The 19,802-nt window shown below is 68.6% G+C and carries 17 protein-coding genes; 9 read left to right on the top strand and 8 right to left on the bottom strand.

Annotated features, from left to right (window positions below; genetic code table 11):
* Positions 1-81 precede the first annotated feature (81 nt).
* The 3 genes from EV650_RS11145 to EV650_RS11135 are packed head-to-tail and all read left to right on the top strand — an operon-like array spanning position 82 to position 3,909.
* Complete coding sequence (locus EV650_RS11145) at positions 82-1,569, top strand: hypothetical protein (protein WP_134117962.1); 1,488 nt, start codon at positions 82-84, stop codon at positions 1,567-1,569.
* Positions 1,562-2,794, top strand: a complete 1,233-nt coding sequence (locus tag EV650_RS11140) for a M48 family metallopeptidase (protein WP_134117960.1) — start codon at positions 1,562-1,564, stop codon at positions 2,792-2,794. The genes EV650_RS11145 and EV650_RS11140 overlap by 8 nt, the downstream gene beginning before the upstream one ends.
* On the top strand, positions 2,791-3,909 hold the full coding sequence (locus EV650_RS11135) for a glycosyltransferase family 4 protein (RefSeq protein WP_134117958.1): 1,119 nt from the start codon (positions 2,791-2,793) through the stop codon (positions 3,907-3,909). Before EV650_RS11140 ends, EV650_RS11135 begins: the two co-directional genes overlap by 4 nt.
* Here EV650_RS11135 and EV650_RS11130 read toward each other — a convergent pair.
* Both EV650_RS11130 and EV650_RS11125 read right to left on the bottom strand, forming a co-directional pair.
* The gene (locus EV650_RS11130; RefSeq protein ID WP_166678082.1) at positions 3,906-4,826 is read right to left on the bottom strand and encodes a TolB family protein; all 921 of its coding nucleotides are present in this window, start codon (positions 4,824-4,826) and stop codon (positions 3,906-3,908) included. The genes EV650_RS11135 and EV650_RS11130 overlap by 4 nt on opposite strands.
* An 11-nt stretch (positions 4,827-4,837) precedes the next feature.
* Complete coding sequence (locus tag EV650_RS11125) at positions 4,838-6,769, bottom strand: alpha/beta fold hydrolase (RefSeq protein ID WP_134117954.1); 1,932 nt, start codon at positions 6,767-6,769, stop codon at positions 4,838-4,840.
* Positions 6,770-6,918: 149 nt separating this feature from the next.
* Between EV650_RS11125 and EV650_RS11120 the strand changes: the two genes are divergently transcribed.
* The 4 genes from EV650_RS11120 to EV650_RS11105 all read left to right on the top strand — a co-directional run bounded on the left by EV650_RS11120 (position 6,919) and on the right by EV650_RS11105 (position 10,989).
* The gene (locus EV650_RS11120) at positions 6,919-7,284 is read left to right on the top strand and encodes a response regulator (protein WP_134117952.1); all 366 of its coding nucleotides are present in this window, start codon (positions 6,919-6,921) and stop codon (positions 7,282-7,284) included.
* Positions 7,281-9,023 carry a sensor histidine kinase gene (locus tag EV650_RS11115; RefSeq protein WP_134117950.1) on the top strand — a complete coding sequence of 581 codons (1,743 nt, stop codon included), beginning with the start codon at positions 7,281-7,283 and terminating at the stop codon, positions 9,021-9,023. Before EV650_RS11120 ends, EV650_RS11115 begins: the two co-directional genes overlap by 4 nt.
* A complete protein-coding gene (locus tag EV650_RS11110) occupies positions 9,011-9,664 on the top strand; it encodes a response regulator transcription factor (RefSeq protein ID WP_134117948.1) in 654 nt (217 codons plus the stop codon). The genes EV650_RS11115 and EV650_RS11110 overlap by 13 nt, the downstream gene beginning before the upstream one ends.
* A 173-nt stretch (positions 9,665-9,837) precedes the next feature.
* Positions 9,838-10,989 carry an alanine--tRNA ligase-related protein gene (locus tag EV650_RS11105; protein ID WP_134117946.1) on the top strand — a complete coding sequence of 384 codons (1,152 nt, stop codon included), beginning with the start codon at positions 9,838-9,840 and terminating at the stop codon, positions 10,987-10,989.
* 422 nt (positions 10,990-11,411) lie between these two features.
* On the opposite strand, the gene EV650_RS11100 is transcribed toward EV650_RS11105, so the two are convergent.
* From EV650_RS11100 to EV650_RS11090, 3 genes are read right to left on the bottom strand one after another with little or no spacing between them, the layout of a single operon-like run.
* On the bottom strand, positions 11,412-12,404 hold the full coding sequence (locus EV650_RS11100) for an EamA family transporter (protein WP_238174141.1): 993 nt from the start codon (positions 12,402-12,404) through the stop codon (positions 11,412-11,414).
* A gap of 45 nt (positions 12,405-12,449) precedes the next feature.
* Entirely contained in the window at positions 12,450-13,100 is a 651-nt protein-coding gene (locus tag EV650_RS11095) for a hypothetical protein (protein WP_134117941.1), read from the bottom strand.
* A 26-nt stretch (positions 13,101-13,126) separates the two neighbouring features.
* Positions 13,127-14,104, bottom strand: coding sequence for a DUF5937 family protein (locus tag EV650_RS11090; protein WP_134117939.1), 978 nt, complete (start codon positions 14,102-14,104; stop codon positions 13,127-13,129).
* Positions 14,105-14,171: 67 nt separating this feature from the next.
* On the opposite strand from EV650_RS11090, the gene EV650_RS11085 reads away from it, so the two are divergent.
* Positions 14,172-15,374: an MFS transporter gene (locus EV650_RS11085; RefSeq protein WP_238174140.1), complete on the top strand. Its 1,203-nt coding sequence runs from the start codon at positions 14,172-14,174 to the stop codon at positions 15,372-15,374.
* Here the strand turns inward: EV650_RS11085 and EV650_RS11080 are convergent.
* Positions 15,334-16,083, bottom strand: coding sequence for an SDR family oxidoreductase (locus tag EV650_RS11080; protein WP_134117937.1), 750 nt, complete (start codon positions 16,081-16,083; stop codon positions 15,334-15,336). The two genes, EV650_RS11085 and EV650_RS11080, sit on opposite strands and share 41 nt — an antisense overlap.
* Before the next feature lie 69 nt (positions 16,084-16,152).
* On the opposite strand from EV650_RS11080, the gene EV650_RS11075 reads away from it, so the two are divergent.
* Positions 16,153-17,043 carry a LysR family transcriptional regulator gene (locus tag EV650_RS11075; RefSeq protein WP_134117935.1) on the top strand — a complete coding sequence of 297 codons (891 nt, stop codon included), beginning with the start codon at positions 16,153-16,155 and terminating at the stop codon, positions 17,041-17,043.
* On the opposite strand, the gene EV650_RS11070 is transcribed toward EV650_RS11075, so the two are convergent.
* Positions 17,009-17,998, bottom strand: a complete 990-nt coding sequence (locus tag EV650_RS11070; RefSeq protein ID WP_134117933.1) for a LacI family DNA-binding transcriptional regulator — start codon at positions 17,996-17,998, stop codon at positions 17,009-17,011. The genes EV650_RS11075 and EV650_RS11070 overlap by 35 nt on opposite strands.
* Before the next feature lie 11 nt (positions 17,999-18,009).
* Positions 18,010-19,737 carry a glycoside hydrolase family 36 protein gene (locus EV650_RS11065; RefSeq protein WP_134117931.1) on the bottom strand — a complete coding sequence of 576 codons (1,728 nt, stop codon included), beginning with the start codon at positions 19,735-19,737 and terminating at the stop codon, positions 18,010-18,012.
* Positions 19,738-19,802: the final 65 nt, after the last annotated feature.

The raw sequence follows: 19,802 nt of genomic DNA, 5'->3' as shown, positions 1-19,802 counted from the left end.
GACCTTGACATACTCTGCGGCTCCGGGGGATCCCTTCCTCCGGAGCCGACTCATTGATGCCGTAATGTCGGAGGAGGCCGGGTGTCCCGCCTGACTGGGGCAGGTGAGCAGCGAAGGGCCGAGGTGATCGACGAACACGGCGACACGGTTCCGCTGCCGGTGACCCCTCCGGCCGGTGACTCTCAGGAGCCGATCGACCACCGGCAGCCGCTGTACGTCACCCGTGCGGGCACCGGAAGCAGGCCGCCGTTCACGCCGATCATCAAGAAGGTCGCCCTCGGGCTGGCCGTCTGCCTGGTCATCGGCGGCGGGTACGCCGGACTTCGGCGGATCGCCGACGCGCCGGCCGACCCGAAGGCGCCCGGTGCGCACCCGCAGGCCACCTCGGCGACCCCCGACCAGGCCCAGGACGGGGTACGACGTGCTGTCGCCGGCGAGGCCGTGCTGCAGAAGATGACCGACGCGGTCGAGAACGACAACCGGACCGAGTTCCTGGACACCATCGACCCGAAGGCCTCGGCGTTCCGGACCAGCGCGCGGACGATCTTCTCGAACCTGAGCACGCTCCCGCTCGGCACGTTCCAGTTGCGCTACGTGAGCGACGACACCGGCGCGTTGACCCCGAACCGGACCGCCGAGCTCGGTGGCACGCAGTCCTGGCTGGCGCAGGTCGAGGTCTCCTGGCAACTTTCCGGGTACGACGTCAAACCGGCCCGGGAGACCCTGCCGGTCACGTTCGTCACCCGCGACGGGACGACGTACGCCGCCTCGTTCTCGGAGCGATTCGCGGCCGGGCAGCGCCGACCGATCTGGGCGCTTGGTCCGGTGGACGTGGCCAAGGGCAAGCACAGCCTCGTGGTCAGCCTGGACTCGGAGGCCGAGGCGAAGAGTTACGTCGCCGTCGCCGACAAGGCGGTCGAGTCGGTGAGCAAGGTCTGGGGCAAGAACTGGCGGCAGAAGGTGATCATCTACCTGCCCGCCAAACAGGATCAGATGGAGGGCATCCTCGGCGCCGCGCCGAACACGTACACCCAGATCGCCGCCGTCACGATGGCCGAGCTGGATACGCCTGCCGTCGGCGCGCCGGTGCGGATCGTGGCCAACCCGAAGCTGTTCGAGGAGCTCGGCAAGCAGGGCCGCCGGATCGTGCTGACGCACGAGACCACGCACGTCGCGTCGACCGCGACCGCCTCGCCGGTGCCGTTGTGGTTGGCCGAGGGGTTCGCGGACTACGTCGCGTTCACCGCCGTACCGGTTCAGGACGAGTCGGCGGCGAAGGAGCTGTTCAAGGCGGTCCGGGCCGGGAAGGTGCCGACCGCGTTGCCCACGCCGGAGTCGTTCGCGGCGTCGGCGACCGAGCTGCCGCAGGCCTACGAGGCGGCGTGGCTCGCTTGCCGGCTGATCGCGGAGCGTGAGGGGCAGGCCAAGCTGGTGAAGTTCTACCTGGCTGTGCACACCTCGAAGAGCACGACCGGTCTGGCCGACGCGTTCAAGTCGGTGCTGGGGATGACCGAGGCCGAGTTCGTCGCCGAGTGGCAGAAGTACCTCGAGAGGCTCGCTGGTGCCTAAGAGCGCGCCCCGCCTCGCCGCCGGCCTGCTCGCGCTCGCCCTGGTCTTCACCGTCGCCGTCACCACCCCGTGGCACCTGATCGACCTGCCGAAACCCGACGCCGCGCTGGACTTCACGTCCGCCGAGATCGCCCGTCAGAACGCGTTCCGGCACGAGATCCTGCCGTGGTCGACGGCATCGTGGATCATCTCGACCCTTGTGCCGCTGGTGATCGGCTTCAGCCCACTCGGCCGCCGGATGTACGACGGTCTGCGCGTTCGGCCGTGGGTCATCGCCGTTCCCTTGACCGTCGCCGGCGTCGTCCTGATCACGAGCCTGCTCACCGTTCCGACCGACGTGATGGCCGAGCGGGTCAGCCTGAAGTACGGCCTGTCGGTGCAGAACTGGCGGCTGTGGGTCTGGGACCGCGGGCTCAACTGGGCGCTCACCTCGCTCGGGCTCGCGGTCATCGCGGTTGTCCTGATGGCGTTGGCGAAACACTGGAAGCAGGGCTGGTGGTTGCCGGGGGCAATCGCCGCGGCGCTGCTGGTGCTCGGTGTGTCGTTCGCGTACCCGGTGCTGGTCGAGCCGCGGTTCAACCACTTCACCTCGATGCCGGCCGGTGCCCAGCGCAACGAGTTCCTGGCGCTCGCCAAGCAGGACGGCGTACCGGTGAAGGACGTGCTGGTCGCGGACGCGTCGAAGCGGACGACCGCTTTGAACGCTTACGTTTCCGGCTTCGGTTCGACCCGTCGGCTGGTCGTGTACGACACGCTGCTCAAGGACACTCCGCCGGCCCAGGTCCGGCTTGTGGTCGCGCACGAGCTCGGTCACGCCGCGGAGGACGACGTACTGCACGGCACGCTGATCGGCGTCCTCGGGACCGCGTTCGGGATCACGCTGCTGTATTTGTTGCTCGGGGCACGGATGTCCGATCCACGTCGGGCCGCGATGCTGGTCGCGCTGGTTGCGGCCGGGACGGTGCTCGCGAGCCCGGTGCAGAACCTGGTCAGCCGGAAGATCGAGGCCCGCGCCGACTACCACTCGCTCCGGCTGACGAACGACCCGCAGGACTTCGTCGCGATGCAGCACGACCTCGCCGTGCAGAACATCGACGGCCTCGACCCGAGCCGCTGGCGGTACTGGATGTTCGCCACCCACCCGACCCCGCCGGAGCGGATCGCGATGGGCCGGGCCTGGGCGACGCAGGATGGCCACCCGGTTCCGCCCCTGGTCGGGCGATGACCGTCCTGGTCGTCACCAACGACTTCCCGCCACGCCAGGGCGGGATCGAGACGTTCGTCCGGTCCCTCTGCGACGAGCTGCCCGACCCCGTCGTCTACACGTCCCACGAACCCGGCGACACGGCGTACGACGCAACGCTGCCCTTCCCGGTGATCCGCGACCGGACGTCGATGTTGTTGCCCACGGCCCGCATCACGAAGCGGGCCGTCCTCCTGCTGCGCGAGTACGACGCGGATCGGGTGCTGTTCGGCGCGGCCGCACCACTCGGGTTGATGGGACCAGCGCTGCGCCGAGCGGGCGCGCGACGGATCGTGGCGATGACCCACGGCCACGAGACCTGGTGGGCCGGCGTACCGGGCACTCGTCAGGCCCTGCGCCGGATCGGTGACGCGGCCGACACGATGACGACGGTGTCGTCGTGGTGCGCGGACCGGATCACGCCTGCGCTCTCACCGGCAGCGGTACGACGGATGCGGCGGCTGACGCCCGGGGTCGACACGAGCCGTTTCTTCCCGAACTGCGGGGGAGAGCAGGTCCGCAAAGGCCTCGGCCTCGAAGGCATCCCGGTCGTCGCCTGCGTCTCGCGACTGATCCCGCGGAAGGGTCAGGACACCCTGATCCGCGCCTGGCCGCACGTCCTGGCCGCCGTACCGTCCGCGATCCTGCTCCTGGTCGGCGGCGGCACGGATCGCGAACGGCTCGAGGACTTGGCGCTGGCGGTCGGGGTTCGGTCGTCGGTCGTGTTCACCGGGCCGGTGCCGTGGGCCGACATTCCGCCGTACGTCGATGCTGCCGACGTGTTCGCGATGCCGTGCCGGACCCGGCGGCTCGGCCTCGAACCGGAGGCTCTCGGCATCGTCACGCTGGAGGCGTCCGCGACCGGGAAGCCGGTCGTGGTCGGCGACTCCGGCGGCGCCGGCGACACCGTCCGGCACGGCGAGACTGGATACCTGGTCGACCCGTACAACCCGGCGCCGACCGGCGTACGGATCGCCGAACTCCTCACCGATCCCGCTCGCGCCCGGGCGATGGGCGCGGCCGGCCGGGAGTGGGTACGACGAGACTGGTCATGGAGCCGCAGTGGCGCCGTGCTGCGCGAACTCCTGGACGTCTAGAAGCCCCAGTCCGCGAACGGTTCGAAGTCCGGTGTGTTCGTGATCCGCTGCAAGTGGGTGCCGTCCCGCCGGGCGGTGTAGATGTCCTCCTGCTGATCGATGGTCAGCGAGACGACGATCCTCGAACCGTCCGGTGACCATCCGGGCGCGAAGGCGTGGTACGCCTTGCCGCCGGTGTCGAGAGTGATCGAGGTCAGACGCGCATCCTTGAGCCGGATCAGCGACAGTCCACCTTCCGCGGTCGCGAACAGGATGCTGCGACCATCAGGCGACCACCGGGCCGTCGCCAGCTCATGCCCTTGCGCCAGTCCATACGGCGTCAGTTGGCGAAGGTGACGACCGTCGGTGTCGACCACGAACAGCGCCGTGTCCTCACCCCGGAACCGAACGATGACCGCCTGGTCGCCGTCGGGTGAGTAGTCGCCCGCGACGTCCGACCCGCCGTACGGATTCGTCGTCAGCCGGATCGGACGACCGCCGTCCGACGAGCGGATGCTGAAGACGCCGGGCTTGTCGCCGCCGAATCCGCACAGGATTCGCTTGCCGTCCGGCGACCAGGCACCGCAGAGCATGTCGTCCGGTGCGCCCGGTGGTTCGAGCATCCGGAAGCCGGACCCGTCCGGCCGCACGGTCGCCGGCCGGAACGGCAGCAGCTCGCCGGCAGCGTCGAAGCGCAGCAGGTTCGAGATCAGCAGCTTGCTGCCGTCGGGTGACCACCGCCCCGACCCGAAATCCTCGACGAGTTCCGGCATCGGCACCTTCCGTACGCCGGATCCGTCCGCCCGGGCCACGAACAGGTTCGCGCCGCCGGACTCGAGCTGCCGGCTGAACACGATCCGTCCGTCATTGCTGTGCGGGGCGCTGGACCCGCACAACGCCAGCATCAACGAGATCGAGACTGCTAGTACACGCTTCATCGGTCGCCTCATCAGTAGCCGGGGATCTCGAAGGTCTGGGTGCGGTTGCTTTGCCGCAGGGTCACCACGACGGTCCCGCCGAGGTGGGTGAAGGCGCCGCGCACGGTTGCACTCGCCGTCGTCCCGGCCGGAGTGCGGACGGTGAACGTGCCGTCGATGCCATCAGGTGTCCAAGCGGTCGCTCCGGAGACCGAGACGTCCCGGGTGAACCGCGCCGCGTCGTACACGAACGGGCTCTCCGAGCTGTCGTCGTACGTCACCGTGCCACCGCGGAGTCCGCCGGCGACGAGACCGGAGATCGAGGCTTGGTGCTGGAGGCCGTCCATGACGGTCCACGCTGTGACTGTGGCGAGTCGGCGTACGTCGGTCGCGGCGGCCGGACCGCCGGTCTGCCGGGCAGGTGGGGCCGTCGCGGCGGTGAGCGGGAAGCTGCCGGGCATCCACCAGCCCGCCGGCGGGGTGCGAGCACAGGACGTGTCGCCGACGGCCAGTGTCTCGATGAACCGCTGCAGCAAGACGGTCCCGCAGGAGCCGGTGAACCACGTCGAGTGCCCGACAGCGGCCAGCTCGACGTACGTCGACCCGACGAGGACCTGCGACGCGATCCGGCCGGCCTCGGGCGTGACGCCGACGTCGTACTCGCCGGTCAGGATCAGAGCCGGTACGCGAACCTTCGTGCCGCTGGGATAGCTCGGCCGGTCCTCCCAGCTTGATGCGATGCACGGCAGCGGCTGGAAGCCCAGATAGCCCTCGTGATCCCAGGCGGCCTTCGAGATCGGTCCGTAGTGGGCCGGTTCGGCAGCGAACGCGGCGGCGTACTGCTGGAGCCGTCGGGCCGGCCCCGCGTCCTTGTCCCACTGTGCGGGCTGGTCGACGCACATTCGGGCGAGCGCGTGGCCGTTGGAGAACTCTCGCGGATCGCCGGTGTCGAAGCCGTTCGCCGGATCGACGTCCGCCGCCAACCGCAGGAGTGGAACGGGATCACCACGCTGGAGCGCCACCGCGGCCTGAGTGATCTCTCCCGGGCCGACGAAGCTACCGCCGTTGAAGGACATGATCGCGGTCGCGAGCAGGTTCTCGGTCACGGTGATCCGGTGCGGGACGCCGTGCGAGTCGACGCCGACACCGCTGACTGGCTTGCGCCGGAGCCGGTCCGCCAGCCAGGCGAGCGAGGCGGCCGGGTCGGGGTTGGCCGCCGCGCAGGCCGGGGAGCGGCCACAGACCGCGTTCACGAGAGCGGGGTAGTGCTTCGGCTGATAGGCGTAGAAGGGGTCGGTGCCGACGGTGAGCGCCGGTGCGCCGAGGGAGATCGACCGGACGTTCTGCTTCCAGCGCGTCGCGTAGGTGACCATGTCGTTGGCGGCGTAGGAGGCGCCGACCAGGTCGATGTCGCCGTACGCCAGCGCCCGGCGTACCTGCTCGAGGTCGTCGGCCACATCCGTTGTGCTGTAGAGATTCGCGGTATCGCCGAGCTGGTCGTGGCACTTGGGCGCCGAGGCGTAGAACGGTCCGCCGTGCTGCCAGTCGGGGCAGTCGATGGCCGCGGACAGTCCGACCCCGCGCTGGTCCACGAAGACCAGATCACGGGTCTCCGCGACGGTTGCCAGCAAGTCGACGTACGCGTACTTGTCGGACAAGCTGATCGAAGCGCCGGGACCGCCCAAGGTGATGAACACCGCGCCGGGCGGTGTGGCGGCGGGACCGGTGTGCGGGAAGATCTCGACATGCAGCGGCACCGTGCGGCCGTCGGGATGCCGGCGGTCGAGCGGCACCGCAAGCGTGCCGCAGCGGAACGCCGGATCATCCGCGCACGGGCCGAGCTCGAGTCGATCGGTGCGAAGTGGTGTGGGTGCGGCGGGCAGGGCGCCTACGGCAACGAGTGCGATACAAGCGGTCAGCGACAGTACGATGCCGCGGAGACGACGTCTTCTGATGGTCGGCATGGCCGGATCCCCCTCCCGCACGGGGCGTACCCCCGCCTGCTGGCCAGCCAATCAGCCGGCGCGCGGACGCCGCATCGGGGCGGCCACCACACCGCGATTGAGGGTTGGCCCTGATTGACGGGTGGTCCGGTGGGCCTGACGATGTGGGGATGGGGGCGGCGCGGATCCTCATCGTGGACGACCATGTCCTGTTCCGGAGCTCGGTCCGCCGGATGCTGGAGTCGCAGGGTTTCGTCGTGATCGGCGAATCCGGCGACGGCAGCTCGGCGATCACGGCCGTTCGCACGCTGCGACCCGACGTGGTGCTGCTCGACGTCCAGTTGCCCGACATGAACGGCTTCGAGGTGGCCCGGCAGCTGGCCGAGGAGCCCGACGCGCCGGCGGTGATCCTGACCTCGATCCGGGACGCCTCCGACTACCGCACCCGTCTGATCGGTACGCCGGCGCGCGGCTTCATCCCGAAGGCCGAGCTGTCCGAGTCGAGAATCACTGCTCTGCTTGCGAGAGCGCAATGAATCGGCGAGTGGTCGGCGTGGTCGTAGCGGTTGCCGGAGCTGTCGTTTGCGTGTTGTTGTGGCGCGCCGGACAGGCCAGCTGGCAATGGGGTCTGCTGCCCTGGCTGTATCTGGTGGCCGGTCTGATCGCGTGGGACCGGCAGCCGCGCAACCGCACCGGCGTCCTGCTCATGCTGACCGGCGTCGCCTACCTGATGTTCCTGTTCGAAGGCCCGCATGTCCCGCCGCTCTTGTGGACGATCGGTGTCGCGTTCGAGCTGGCCTACCTGCCGGCCCTCGTCGCGGTCCTCCTGTCCTTTCCCGGCGGTCGGCTCACCCGTCGGTGGGAGCAGTGCGCGGTCCTTGCGGCCGTTGTCGCCATGCTGTGCTGGACGACGATCCCGATCCTCGGCACCGACCCGTCCGACCTCGGCTGCTCGGACTGTCCGCCCGGCCTCAACCTGGTCCACGCGAGCCCGGACGTCGTCAGTCGGCTCGACCGGATCTACGCGGCGTTCCCGGGGCGCGTCTACTTGATGGTGCCGATGCTCGTCGGCCTCGCGGTGGTGTGCGTGGTTCGGTGGTGGCGAGCGAGCCGTCCGCTGCGGCGGATCTCGGGTCCGGTGCTGGTGGCCGCCGTACCGCTTCTGCTCGCTCTGAGCGCCCAGATGATCGCCAACTCCCTGAAGCTCTACGACACACATCCAGACGTCAGCCACGCGATCAACCTCGTCGCGATGTACGCCGGTCTCGTGCATCCCGTGGCGATCCTGATCGGACTGTCACTCGGGTGGGCGCGGCAGGCGCGGATCGGTGAGCTGGTCACGGAGCTTGCCGAGCACTCCGGGCTGGACCTGGTCGAGCGCACAATGGCGCGCGTACTCGGCGATCCGTGTTTGGCCATCGGCCGGTGGGACCCGTCGGCGCGGCGATATCTGATCTCGACCGGTGCCGACCTCCCGGATGCAGGATCCGCTCAGTCGACGACGTACCTCGAGCATGACGGTCGCCCGATGGTTGCCGTGGTCCACGATCGCGCGTTGCTGGATGGTGGCGAGCTGCTGAGCTCGGCCGGCGCGGCCGTGCGGATGGCGATTGACAACGATCGGTTGAGGGCCGAGCTGAGCACTCAGCTGGCGGAGGTACGCGCGTCCCGGTCCAGGATCGTGGTTGCCGCAGACAACGAACGTCGACGGCTCGAGCGGGACCTGCACGACGGCGCGCAGCAACGCCTGGTGTCGTTGGCCTTGGACGCGCGGATGGCAGCCGCGAAGCTGGAGGCCGGCGATGATCCGGCCGCCGCGGACTCGGTGGCGGCGATCGCGGACGGGTTGACCACGGCCCTGGCCGAGCTACGCGAACTGGCCCGGGGGATCCATCCGTCGATCCTGGTCGACGAAGGACTGGTGTCCGCGTTGCGCTCGTTGAGCGAACGGTCCGCGGTGCCCGTGCGGCTGCTCGCCGTACCGCCCGGACGGATCGAGCCGGCCATCGAGGCGGTGGCGTACTTCGTCATCTCCGAGGCGCTCGCCAACGCCGCCAAACACGCCTCGGCCGAGGAGGTGTCGGTCGCCGTACGCCGAGTCGACGGGCGGGTGCTGGTAGAGATCCGTGACGACGGCAAAGGCGGCGCCGATCCGGAGGGATCTGGGCTGCGGGGTCTCGCCGATCGGGTCGCCGCCGTCGACGGGCGGCTCCGGGTGGACAGTCCGCCGGGTCGCGGAACCGTCGTATTCGCGGAGATCCCATGCGTGTCGTGATCGCCGAGGACTCGCTCCTCTTCCGCGAAGGTATGGCTCGGCTGCTGACCGAGGCAGGGTTCGAGGTGGTGGCGCAGGCCGGGGACGCCGACGAGCTGCGGATCCTGGTCGAGCGGCACCGACCGGACGTGGCGATCGTCGACATCCGCATGCCACCCGGGTACGGCAAGGAGGGTCTGACCGCCGCGCAGGAGATCCGCAGCCGCTACCCAGGCACCGCCGTACTCGTCCTCTCCCAGTACGTCGAACCGCAGTACGCGATCACGTTGCTGTCGACCGGAGCCACCGGGACCGGCTACCTGCTCAAGGATCGCGTGGTCCAGCTGACCGACTTCACCGACGCGGTACGGCGGGTTGGACGCGGCGATCTGGTCATCGATCCGGCCGTGGTCGCGCAGATTCTGGACCGGCCACGGAGCCCGGTCGACCAACTGTCGGGCCGCGAGCGAGACGTTCTCGAACTGATGGCGCAAGGCCGGTCGAACCAGTCGATCACCGACTCGCTGGTGCTCAGTCCGAAGACCGTCGAGGCGCACGTCCGGTCGATCTTCCACAAGTTCGGTCTCCCGCCGGCGCCGGACGACCACCGCCGGGTCCGGGCGGTATTGATGTTCCTCCGATCGGCAGATCGTGTACTCTGACCGACATGCACCGGATGTTCCGACTTGCCGCAGCCGTACGAGCTCTTCGCTCTCCGGCTGCCGCTGCCTGACATCTTCGAAACTTCCACCGGCGACCGGAAACGGTTCGCCGGTGTTGTTGTTTCTGCTACCCGGTGGTCTGGTTCCGGTCCGATCTGACAAGGACCAGAAAGATGACCATCAGCAGGACTTTCATCGACTTCTTCATCGACCGCGACCACGTCCCGACCACCGGGTCCACGCTCATCCCGCGGCTGGGTGATCCGGTGCTCTTCACGACCTCGGGGATGCATCCACTCACGCCATACCTGGAAGGCGAACCCCATCCGCTGGGGCGCAGACTCGTGGGCATCCAGCGATGCCTGCGAACCACCGATCTCGACGAGGTGGGTGATCGGACCCATCTGACCGTGTTCGAGATGCTGGGCTCGTGGTCGCTCGGGGACTACGGGAGCAGCGAGACCCTGAAGTGGGGCTACGAACTGCTGACCACCCGCTTCGGCCTCGACCCGCGGCGGATGTACGTGACCGTGTTCGGCGGTGACGAGCAGGTGTCGCTGGACCAGGAATCGCTGCGGACCTGGCAGGAGCTCGGCCTGCCGATCGAGCTGACCACCGACGACAACTGGTGGTCGAACGGCCCGACCGGTCCGTGCGGCCCGGACTCGGAGATCTTCGTCTGGACGGGAGACGGCGAGCCGGAGGGTACGCCGACCACGGACGACCGCTGGGTCGAGGTGTGGAACCACGTGATGATGCGCTACCGCCGTCTCGACGACAACTCGCTCGAGCCGCTCAAGCAGCAGAACATCGACACGGGCCTCGGCCTCGAGCGGCTGACGATGCTGCTCGAGGGCAAGCGGTCCGTGTACGAGACCTCGTTGTTCGAGCCGTGGATGCGGACCATTCCGAAGCTGTGGAAGCTCGACGAGCGGTCGCAGCGGATCGTGATCGACCACCTTCGATCGAGCATCGTGATCGTCGGCGACGGCGTGCACCCGTCGAACACCGGCCGCGGGTACGTGCTGCGCCGGCTGATCCGCCGGATGCTGACCACACTGTGGCGCGACGACGATTCACGATCGCTGTCCGACGTGCCGATCGAGCTGTTCGAGCACACGTTGAACCACTTCCACCAGGGCGAGACGGTGACGCTGATCCGGCGGATCCTGATCGACGAGGAGATCCGGTTCAGCAACCTGCTCGACCGCGGCCGGAAGGTGCTCAGCCACGAGCGCTTCCACAAGTCACTCGACGAGACCGACTACGAGTACCTGCACGAAACCCACGGCCTCCCGCGAGAGCTGGTGGACTCCCTCCGGTGAACACCGAGACCTGGGACAGGAACCCGGGACCTGGGACAGGTTGTGGGGAGTGGGGACAGGAAATATCAGGTCTCAGGTCCCCAGACCTTGTCTCAGTCCCCGGTTCCTGCCTCAGGTCAGATGCCGCCTGTGTCCAGGTCCGGGGCGGAGTCCGAGGCGTCGGAGTCCGGATCCCCGGGTCGACCGTCCAGATTCTGCGCCGACGATCTGCAGCTGGACAGGTAGTACACCTCCGATACGCCGTACGCGCGATCACTTCCACGCTCAGGTGTACTACGAGCCGCCTGACACTACCTGTCCACCTGCCGCCACCCCCGGTCCCGGCGGCCTAGGAATGCCCTCACATCACCCTCATACGGCAGGAGTGCCATTGGGGACAGGCAGTATCAGATTTCTGTCTCCGCTGGTTGTCTCAGGTGACGTCAGATGCCGGCTGGGTCCAGGTCCGCGGGGCGGGGGGTGGCGCCGGAGTCCGGAGTATCGGAGTCTGGGATCTCCGGGGAAGCGACCTTCCCGACCGACGACTGGGCCACGAACGCCCCGGCCAGCACGATCACGCCGCCGATGATCTGGTTGGTCCGCAGGGTCTCGCCGAGCAGGATCAACGCGAAGATGCAGGCCGCCACAACCTCGACGTACGCAACCGCACCCGCGATCGGTGCCGAGAGGCGCTGTACCGCGGCCGCGCCGGCCAGGTAGGCGACGACCGTACTGACCACGATCAGCCAGGTGGCCATCACCCAACCGGGTGCGTGCCGATGGCCGATCGCGATCGTGTCGACCAGCACGTGCCACGGCGTACCCCAGGGCGCGGCGATGAACGTCAGTACGACGGCACCGACCACGCTGCCCGCCGCCGTCATCACCAGCGGGTCGGCAGCTCCGGTCAGCTTGTCGATCAGGATGAAGTACGTCGCCTGGCACGCGGCGGCACCGAGTCCGGCGAGCAGACCGATCGGGTCGATCTGCAGGCCGGACCAGATCTCGGCCACGGTCGCGAGGCCGACGACCGCGATGCTGACTCCGACTGCGGCAGATCGCGGTACGGCGACCTTCTGGCCGAACTTCAGCCAGGCGACCACCAGCACCGGGCCGGAGAACTCGAGCATCAGCGCGACCCCGACCGGCAACCGGCTGGCCGCGACGAAGAACAGCGTCTGGCACCCGGCGATGCCGGTCAGGCCGTAGAGCACGAGGGCCTTCCAGGACGCTCGAGCCGCGCGCAGACCGGCGCGGCCGCGGAAGACCAGCACCAGCGGCACGAGCAGCGCGGCGGCGCCGAGGATCCGGAGCCAGGCCGCCTGTTCAGGGCTGAAACCGGCCCCGATCAGAGCCTTGGCGAACGGTCCTGAGCCGCCGAACGTGATCGCGGAGAAGATCGCGAACCCCAACCCCACCGACTTCGTGCTGTACATGGGCATAACGGTCTCATGCCCATTACAGAACTGTCGAGAGAGATCTCAGAGGACGTTCACCGCGCGGGCGGCGATGATCGCGATGGTGAGCAGCGCGATCGCCGACTGGACACCCATCAGCATCTTCAGCCGCGCACTCAGCGGCAGCGTGTCGGTCGGGCTGAACGCGGTCGCGTTGGTGAGCGAGACGTACAGGTAGTCGGTGAATCCGGGCAGCCAGCCCTTCCAGCCGGCCAGGTCGACCGTCATCTGCGGGAACAGCAAGTCCTCCCGCTCGACCTCGCGGTCGTGCTCAGGGGCGCGGGCGAACGGGCCGCCGCGGTCGATCTCCCAGTACCAGACGGCGAACGCGACCACGTTGGTCACCCAGATCAGCAGCGCGCTCTTCACCAGCACCGAGCCCTCGTTGGCGTCGCCGTTGTTGAGGAAGAAGATCATCCCGGCCAGGTAGTACGTGTTGGCCGCGACCAGGACGCCGAGCAGCGCCAGTTCGACCCAGCGCAGCCAGGGCTCGTCGCGACGCAGGTGGAACGGGTTCATGTAGATCAGGGGCAGCAGCATGAGACCGCCGAGGACCGGCATCAGCCAGCGCGGGAGGGCATTGATCTGCGTCGGCACCAGCACCTGCAGGATCAGGACCGCGACCACGGCCAGCGAGGCCGGCCATCGCCGGGTGTGGCGCGTTCTCGTCTTCACCTCAGCATTCTGACGCCCATCGGTTCTCATCCGACGGAGGCGTCGACGACGGCCTGTCCCGTTTCGGTACGCCGGTAGTGGACCTGGTGCCCGGTACGACGCCGTGTCGCGAGCCCCGCGTCGTACAGGGCAGAGAGGTGTTCGGCGACCGTGGCGAGGGCGAGCCCGTACTGGGACGCCAGAGCGCTGGTCGTGGCCGGCGGATCGAGGGCGACGAGGAGGGCGGCGCGGGTGCGGCCGAGGAGGCGGGCCAGTGGATCCGGGGGAGCGGGCGTGTCGGACCAGAGGCGGGCGGCTCCGCGGGCCGGGTAGACCAGAGTCGGGTGGTACGCCGGGGCGACAACCATCACCAGGTGCGGCCAGGCGAAGACCCCGGGGACCACCAGGAGGCCTTGGCCGGCGAGGTCGCGGTGATCTGAGGCTTGCCGGGTGGCGACCAGTCGATCGTCCTCCCAGGTGAGGGTCGGGTGCAGGTCGTCGAAGAGGCTGGCGAGGCCGCCGTCGGTGAGTTGCTGACCGCGGTAGGCGATGTCGTCTTCGAGCACACGGCTGATCAGCGGCCAGTCGGGCTTCACCAGGATCTCCCAGGCGCTCTCGATCGCATCCGCGAGCCGTTCCCGGGTGCCGGCGAGGTCCTCCAGCATCCGGTTGATCGCCGGTGCGGCTGGGTTGTTCAGCGTGTCTCGGCTCTGGACCAGCTCGCTCCGGACCCGGTCGAGCGGCGTACTCCGGACCCGGGCGATCTCGGTCGCGAACTTCGCCCGCGATGCCTTGGGCGGCGGGGTCAGGAAGTCAGGGGTGAAGCCGACCCGGGGCTGTAGGGCCTTCAACTCGCGGAGATCCAGCGAACGCGAGGCGTCCCGTTTGGCGTCCACCCACTCGCCGTACAGCGGCCGGTGTTTCGACCCGTTCAGCACTCGCACTGCCGACATCGTCTCCCACAACGGAGAGGTACCGAACCGGCAGCGCACGGTGTCGGCCTGCGTGAATCGCAGGACGATCATGAAGGCGAACTTTCGGCCACAACCAAAACTCTACTCCGAGTGGTCTATTGTCGTGCACGCTCTCCGCGTGAGTTCTTACGGAGCTGTCCTGCGCGTTCCCGGCATGCGCGCGGTGTTCGGCGCGCACGCCGTGTCGATGCTGGGGACTGTCGGTGCGCAAGTCGCCCTGTCGATTCTGGTCTTCGAGCGGACCGGGTCGCCGCTGTTGTCGGCGCTCGTCCTGGCCTGCTCGTTCCTGCCGTACGCCGTGGGCGGCGGGCTGTTCTCGTCGGTCGCGGACCGGTTCCCGGTACGGCGGGTGCTGGTGGGCTGTGATCTGGTCAGCGCGGCGTGCATCGGGCTGATGCTGACTCCGGGGATGCCGGTCGGCGGGCTGCTCGGGTTGCTGGTGGTGACCGGGATGGTGGCGCCGATCTTCGCCGGAGCGCGGGCGGCCAGTCTCGCGCACCTGTTGCCTGCCGACGTGTTTCCGATCGGGAGGTCGTTGCTGCGGACAATCAGTCAGGTCAGTGTGCTGACCGGGTTCGCGCTCGGCGGGATCGCGGTGGCGATGGTCGGCGCGAACTGGCTGCTCGCTGTCGACGCCGTCACGTTCGTCGCGTCGGCGATCCTGATAGGCGTCGGTACGCCGTACGCCCCGCCGGGTGCGCGCACGAGCAACCCGGTCCGCGACTCGTGGTCCGGGTTGCAGTACCTGTTCGCGAACCGCAGGCTTCGCGCGCTGATCCTGCTGACCTGGGCGGCGCCCGCGTTCTCGTCCGTCCCGGACGGGCTGGCCGTCGCGTATACCGCTCAGGTCGGCGTCGCCGCCGCGTTTGCCAGTGCGCTGTTCACTGGTTACGCGGTCGGCTCTGTTCTCGGCGAGCTCGTCGTCGCGCGGTTTCCCCCTTCCACGCGGCGACGGCTCGTCGTCCCGTTCCTGCTGACCAGCCAACTCCCGGCGATCGCGTTCCTGACCGAACCGGGCATCCCGGTGGCGGCGGTCCTGCTCGCGGTCTCCGGTGCCGGCTACGCCTTCAATCAGGGCATCGATCCGCTGATCCTGGAGTCGGTCGAGCCGTCGTACCGCGGCCGCCTGTTCACCGTCCAGACCAGCGGCCTGATGGCGATCCAGGGCGTCAGCATCGCCCTCGCCGGCGTGGTCGGTTCCTTCCTCGCGCCCAACCTCACGATCGCTGCCGCAGGCATCCTCGGTACGGCGACCACCCTCCTAATCGCCCGTCAGGCCCTCACCACGGGGCCACGTCGTCCAGTGAGCCAGGTCCTCTGAAGACTCCGGTCGGGCCGTTGGCCGGCAGCATTGCGAGCTCGACCGGCACTGCTGCTCCCTCCGCCACGGTTCGTTCGCCGCGCGGTACTACGGCCATCGTGTTGAGGTCCGTCGGGACGAGACCGGGGGTTGCGGCGTTCACCTTGATGTCGTCTGCGCGCAGTGCGCTGGCGTAGACCAGGGTGAGTGCGTTGAGCGCTGCCTTCGACGAGCTGTAGGCGAGCAGGCCTTGCGTGGCGAGGCGGCCGTCGAGTTCGGAGAGGAGGTTGACCGAGCCCAGGCCGCTCGACAGGTTGACGATCCGCGCGTTCGGCGACTGCCGGAGCAGCGGTACGAACGCATGGATCGCGGACACTACGCCGAACACGTTCACGTCGTACGCCGTGCGTACCTGCTCGGCTGTGATGTCGGCGACCGCCGTACCCCACTCGGCCACGATGCCCGCGTTGTTCACCAGCACGTCCAGCCGGCCGGAGTCCGCCTCGACCTGCTTCGCGGCCGCGTCGACCGATTCCACATCCGTCACGTCGAGCTGCACGAACCGCACATCGAGCCCTTCGGCCACCAGCTCGGCCGCCGCCTCAGTGCCAAGCTCGGGGTTTCGTGCCGCCAGGTACACCGTCAGGCCGCGCATTCCGAGTTGCCGGACGATCTCGCGGCCGATGCCTTTGTTTCCGCCCGTCACCAGGGCGACTTCGTTCTGATTCATGCTCCCAGTCCAGCGCGGCCCGCCGCCGCAGACCAACACCGATCAGGTGGTTCGCCATACCCTGGAGGTATGCCGGAACCAGAGATCCGCGAACTGCGCTATTTCCGTGCGGTCGCGGAAGACCTGAACATCACCCGGGCCGCCGAGCGGCTCGGGATCGCGCAGCCGCCGTTGTCCCGGGCGATGCGTCAGCTCGAGCACCGCCTCGGCGTCGACCTGTTCGACCGCTCAGGTCCGCGACTCGTCCTGACCGAGGCGGGGGAGACCCTGCTCAAGGAGTCCGGCCCGGTCCTCGACGCGCTCGACTCCGCGGTACGCCGTACGCAGCGAGCGGGCCTGTCGTCCGGCGGATTGATCGTGACCGCCAAGCCCGGGGTCGCGACCGAGCTGCTGCACCGGATCGTCAGCGAGCTGCGCGAGCATGACGAGCAGCCGGAAGTTCAAGTCGTGGTCAGCGGGTTCGGCGAGCAGGCGGACATGATCCGCGACGGCCGTGCGGACGTGGCTTTGGTCAGTCGGCCGTTCGACGACCACGGGCTCGAGACCGAGCTGCTGTACACCGAACCGCGGGTCGCCGCGCTTCCGGTCGACCACGAGCTGGCCGGGCGTGACGTGCTGGTCGCCGACGACCTGGCCGGCATCCCGGCGCCGCGCTGGAGTCGATCCAACGTTGCTGAGCGCAACTACTGGTCGGCCCGGCCGGACGATCCGGTCGACGGCCCGATCGTCCAGGACTCGTCGCAGCTGCTGGAAGTGGTCGCGTTCGGGCAGGCGGTCGCACTCGTGCCGCAGTCGATGGCTGAGCGCAACATCCGGCCGGACGTGGTCTATCGGCCGGTGGCCGATGTCGAGGCGTACCGGATGCTGGTGGTGTGGCCGGCCGGCAGCCGCTCCCGCGAACTCGCCAGGTTCGTCGAGGCGGCGATCAGGCACTCGAGCGGACGACCAACGGCGCCGTAACGAGCCGGCCCGGCGCGTCCGGTTCACCACTGATCTCCCGCAGAGCGCGGTCGAACAGACAGGTCGCGATGTCGCGCAACGGGATCCGGGCCGTCGTCAGCGGGGTGTCGAGCATGCTCGCGAACGGGAAGTCGTTGAACCCGGTGACGGCGACGTCCTCGCCGACCGCGATCCCGCGTCGTTGCAGCGACCGCATCGCCACCACGGCGAACGCGTCGTTGTCCGCAACGAACACGTCCGGCGTCTCGACCTCGTCGACGTACGCCGCAACTGCTTCAAGTGAAGCGAACGATCGCACCACGGTCGACGGGAACTCCCGGACGAAACCGTCCCGCCGTTGATGCACCCACGGCAGCGCACTGTCCGTTGCCAGATACACCGCCCGCTTCCGGCCGGTCGACTGCAAGTGCTGCGCGATGCCGGCCATCGACGTCTCGTTGTCCACGTCGACCCAGCACTGCCGCTGCGTGGATCCGGTCCGCCCGAACGCGACGAACGGGAATCTGCGTCGGCTGAGGAACTCGATCCGCTCGTCGTGCGGCATCGTCTCCAGTACCACGATCGCGTCCACCTGCCGGGCCGCGATCAGCTTCTCGTACAGCGCGATCTCGGTTGACCCATCAGTTGGGGTGGTGACATGTACGCCGTACCCGGATAACGCGGCCGCCTTCACCAGACCGCCGAGCAGGCCGTGCAGGAACCCACCGAGACCAGGGTTCTCCTCGTCCTCGAAGTACAGCGGCAGGCCGATGACCTGACTGCGTCCGGACGACAGCGCACGGGCCGCGTGGTTCGGTATGTACCCGAGCTCGTCGATTGCGGCACGCACGGTCCGGACTGTCGGTTCACTGACCCGGTGCGGCGCGTTCAGTACGTTCGACACCGTCATCGCCGACACCCCGGCCAACCGGGCGACGTCCGCGACCGTCGTACGCCGCAGCTTCTCTTCAGCCAATGGATCCCCTTTTAGTTACGCACGATCCGGGCCATCCCACCGACCGGTACGTCGACCACCCACACCCCAGCTGGAGTCGTCGTCGCACGGTGCACCTCACGGCCCGAGCAGTCAGACACTACGAGGTCGACCGGCCCACCGTCCGCACCTCCGACGTAGATCCGCCGATCTGCTCCACCGTTGACCACAACCGTGCACGACTCCGTCACCGACACCACAGGGTTGGTGAACACTGCCACCACGGTCTCGGACTCACCAACGGCACGAACCTGCGTGTAGCGCGCATCCGGCCGCGACGGCAGCAGTAGGCCGTCCAGCAGTACGTCGGCGTGGTCTCGCATGAACCCGAGCCAGTAGCGGACCACCTGCTCGTGCTCCGGTGACAACGCGTCCAGCTCCATCGAGACTTGCGGCGTACTGAACAACGCGTTGATGAACTGCTGCGCGACGTTCTCCACGGAAGCCGACGCAGGCCAGAGCAGCATGTCCGAGTGCACCGCGCGGTCGCCTGCCAACAATCGACAATCGACTGTGCGGACGCGGTTCTCGACTGGGTCGAGCGCGCAGTCGCCGGCGCGCAGGAACGTGCCGAACTGCCACAGCCGCGGGTTCACGTAGTCCTGCCGGAACTCGATCAGCACGTCCGGACGCAGCCGCTTCAACTCGTCCGTGATCGCTTGCAACAGCAGCTCGACGCCTTCGTCGACGGACTCGCAGTCCGCGTCCGGCGCTGGGGGAGGGGAGTCCCACGCCCACGAGTCGATGAAGTCGATCTTCAAGCCATCGATGCCCCAGTCGCGGACCGGCCGGATCGCGCACTCCAGCAGGTGCTCGCGGACCTCGGGGTAGCGCGGATCGAGGACCGCGGTGACGTCGGCGTCGGCGAAACCGAGGATCCGGTGCTGCAGCCGATCCCACGCCTTCGAGTACACGCCGATCAACGGCGGCGCGATCCACAGCACGTACCGCAGTCCGAGTTCGTGCACCCGCCGTACGTGCTCGGTCATGTCGGGGAACGTCTGGCTGGTCGGCTCCCAGTCACCGCAGTACGCGTACCCGCGCCGGGTGTCATCGGTCTGCCAACCATCGTCGACAATCACCGCAGCACAGCCGTACGCCGCTCCCGCGCGGGCGTGCCGCTCGACCGACTCGGCCGAGACGTGCTGGTGATCGCTGTACCAGGTCGAGTACATCGCCTCCCGGGCGACCGGCGGTACTGCGGCGATCCGGTCGCCGAGCTCAGCCGTCCACTCGCCGGTCACGCCGCGAAGCGCGTCGGCGAAGTGCTGCCTGCGGGTGTCGACCCGCAGCGTGAAGCTCCCGCCCTCGACATCGGTCACGGTGAGCTCGACCAGCTGCTCGGCGGTCTCCTCGTTCACGCCGACCGCGAAGTCGCAGCCGCGAACGCTTGCCGACAAGGAGATTGTCAACAAACTGCGATCACTGTTGTCGACAAGTGCGGCGACCGGCGCCGAGCGGACCGAGCGGATGTCGCGGTGCGCACCCCAGTCGGTGGGCAGCTCCCGCCGCGAACCCTGCGTCGCCCGCCACAACGTCACCGCGGTCTCCGCCGGCCATGTCCACCGCAAGGTAACCGGCCCACCGGCAGCACCGACAGTCACGTCGTACTGCAGGAGGCCAGGCTCGTCGGCCGGGCGCTCGGTCAGGGTTCCGCCACCGGCCAGCTCGCCGGTGCGCCGCGTGCGGCCGTCGGGAGAACGGATCTCGAAAGTCGTCACGAAGCAGGACTATAGCGGTAAAATCGATCCCCCAGAAGGTATTGACGTTATTGGCTCACGTCTCT

Origin of the sequence: Kribbella kalugense (assembly GCF_004365875.1) — a bacterium.
In the GTDB taxonomy this organism is placed as follows: domain Bacteria; phylum Actinomycetota; class Actinomycetes; order Propionibacteriales; family Kribbellaceae; genus Kribbella; species Kribbella kalugense.
Note: the sequence above shows the minus strand (reverse complement) of the source record. Positions and strands in the feature narration are given on the sequence as shown.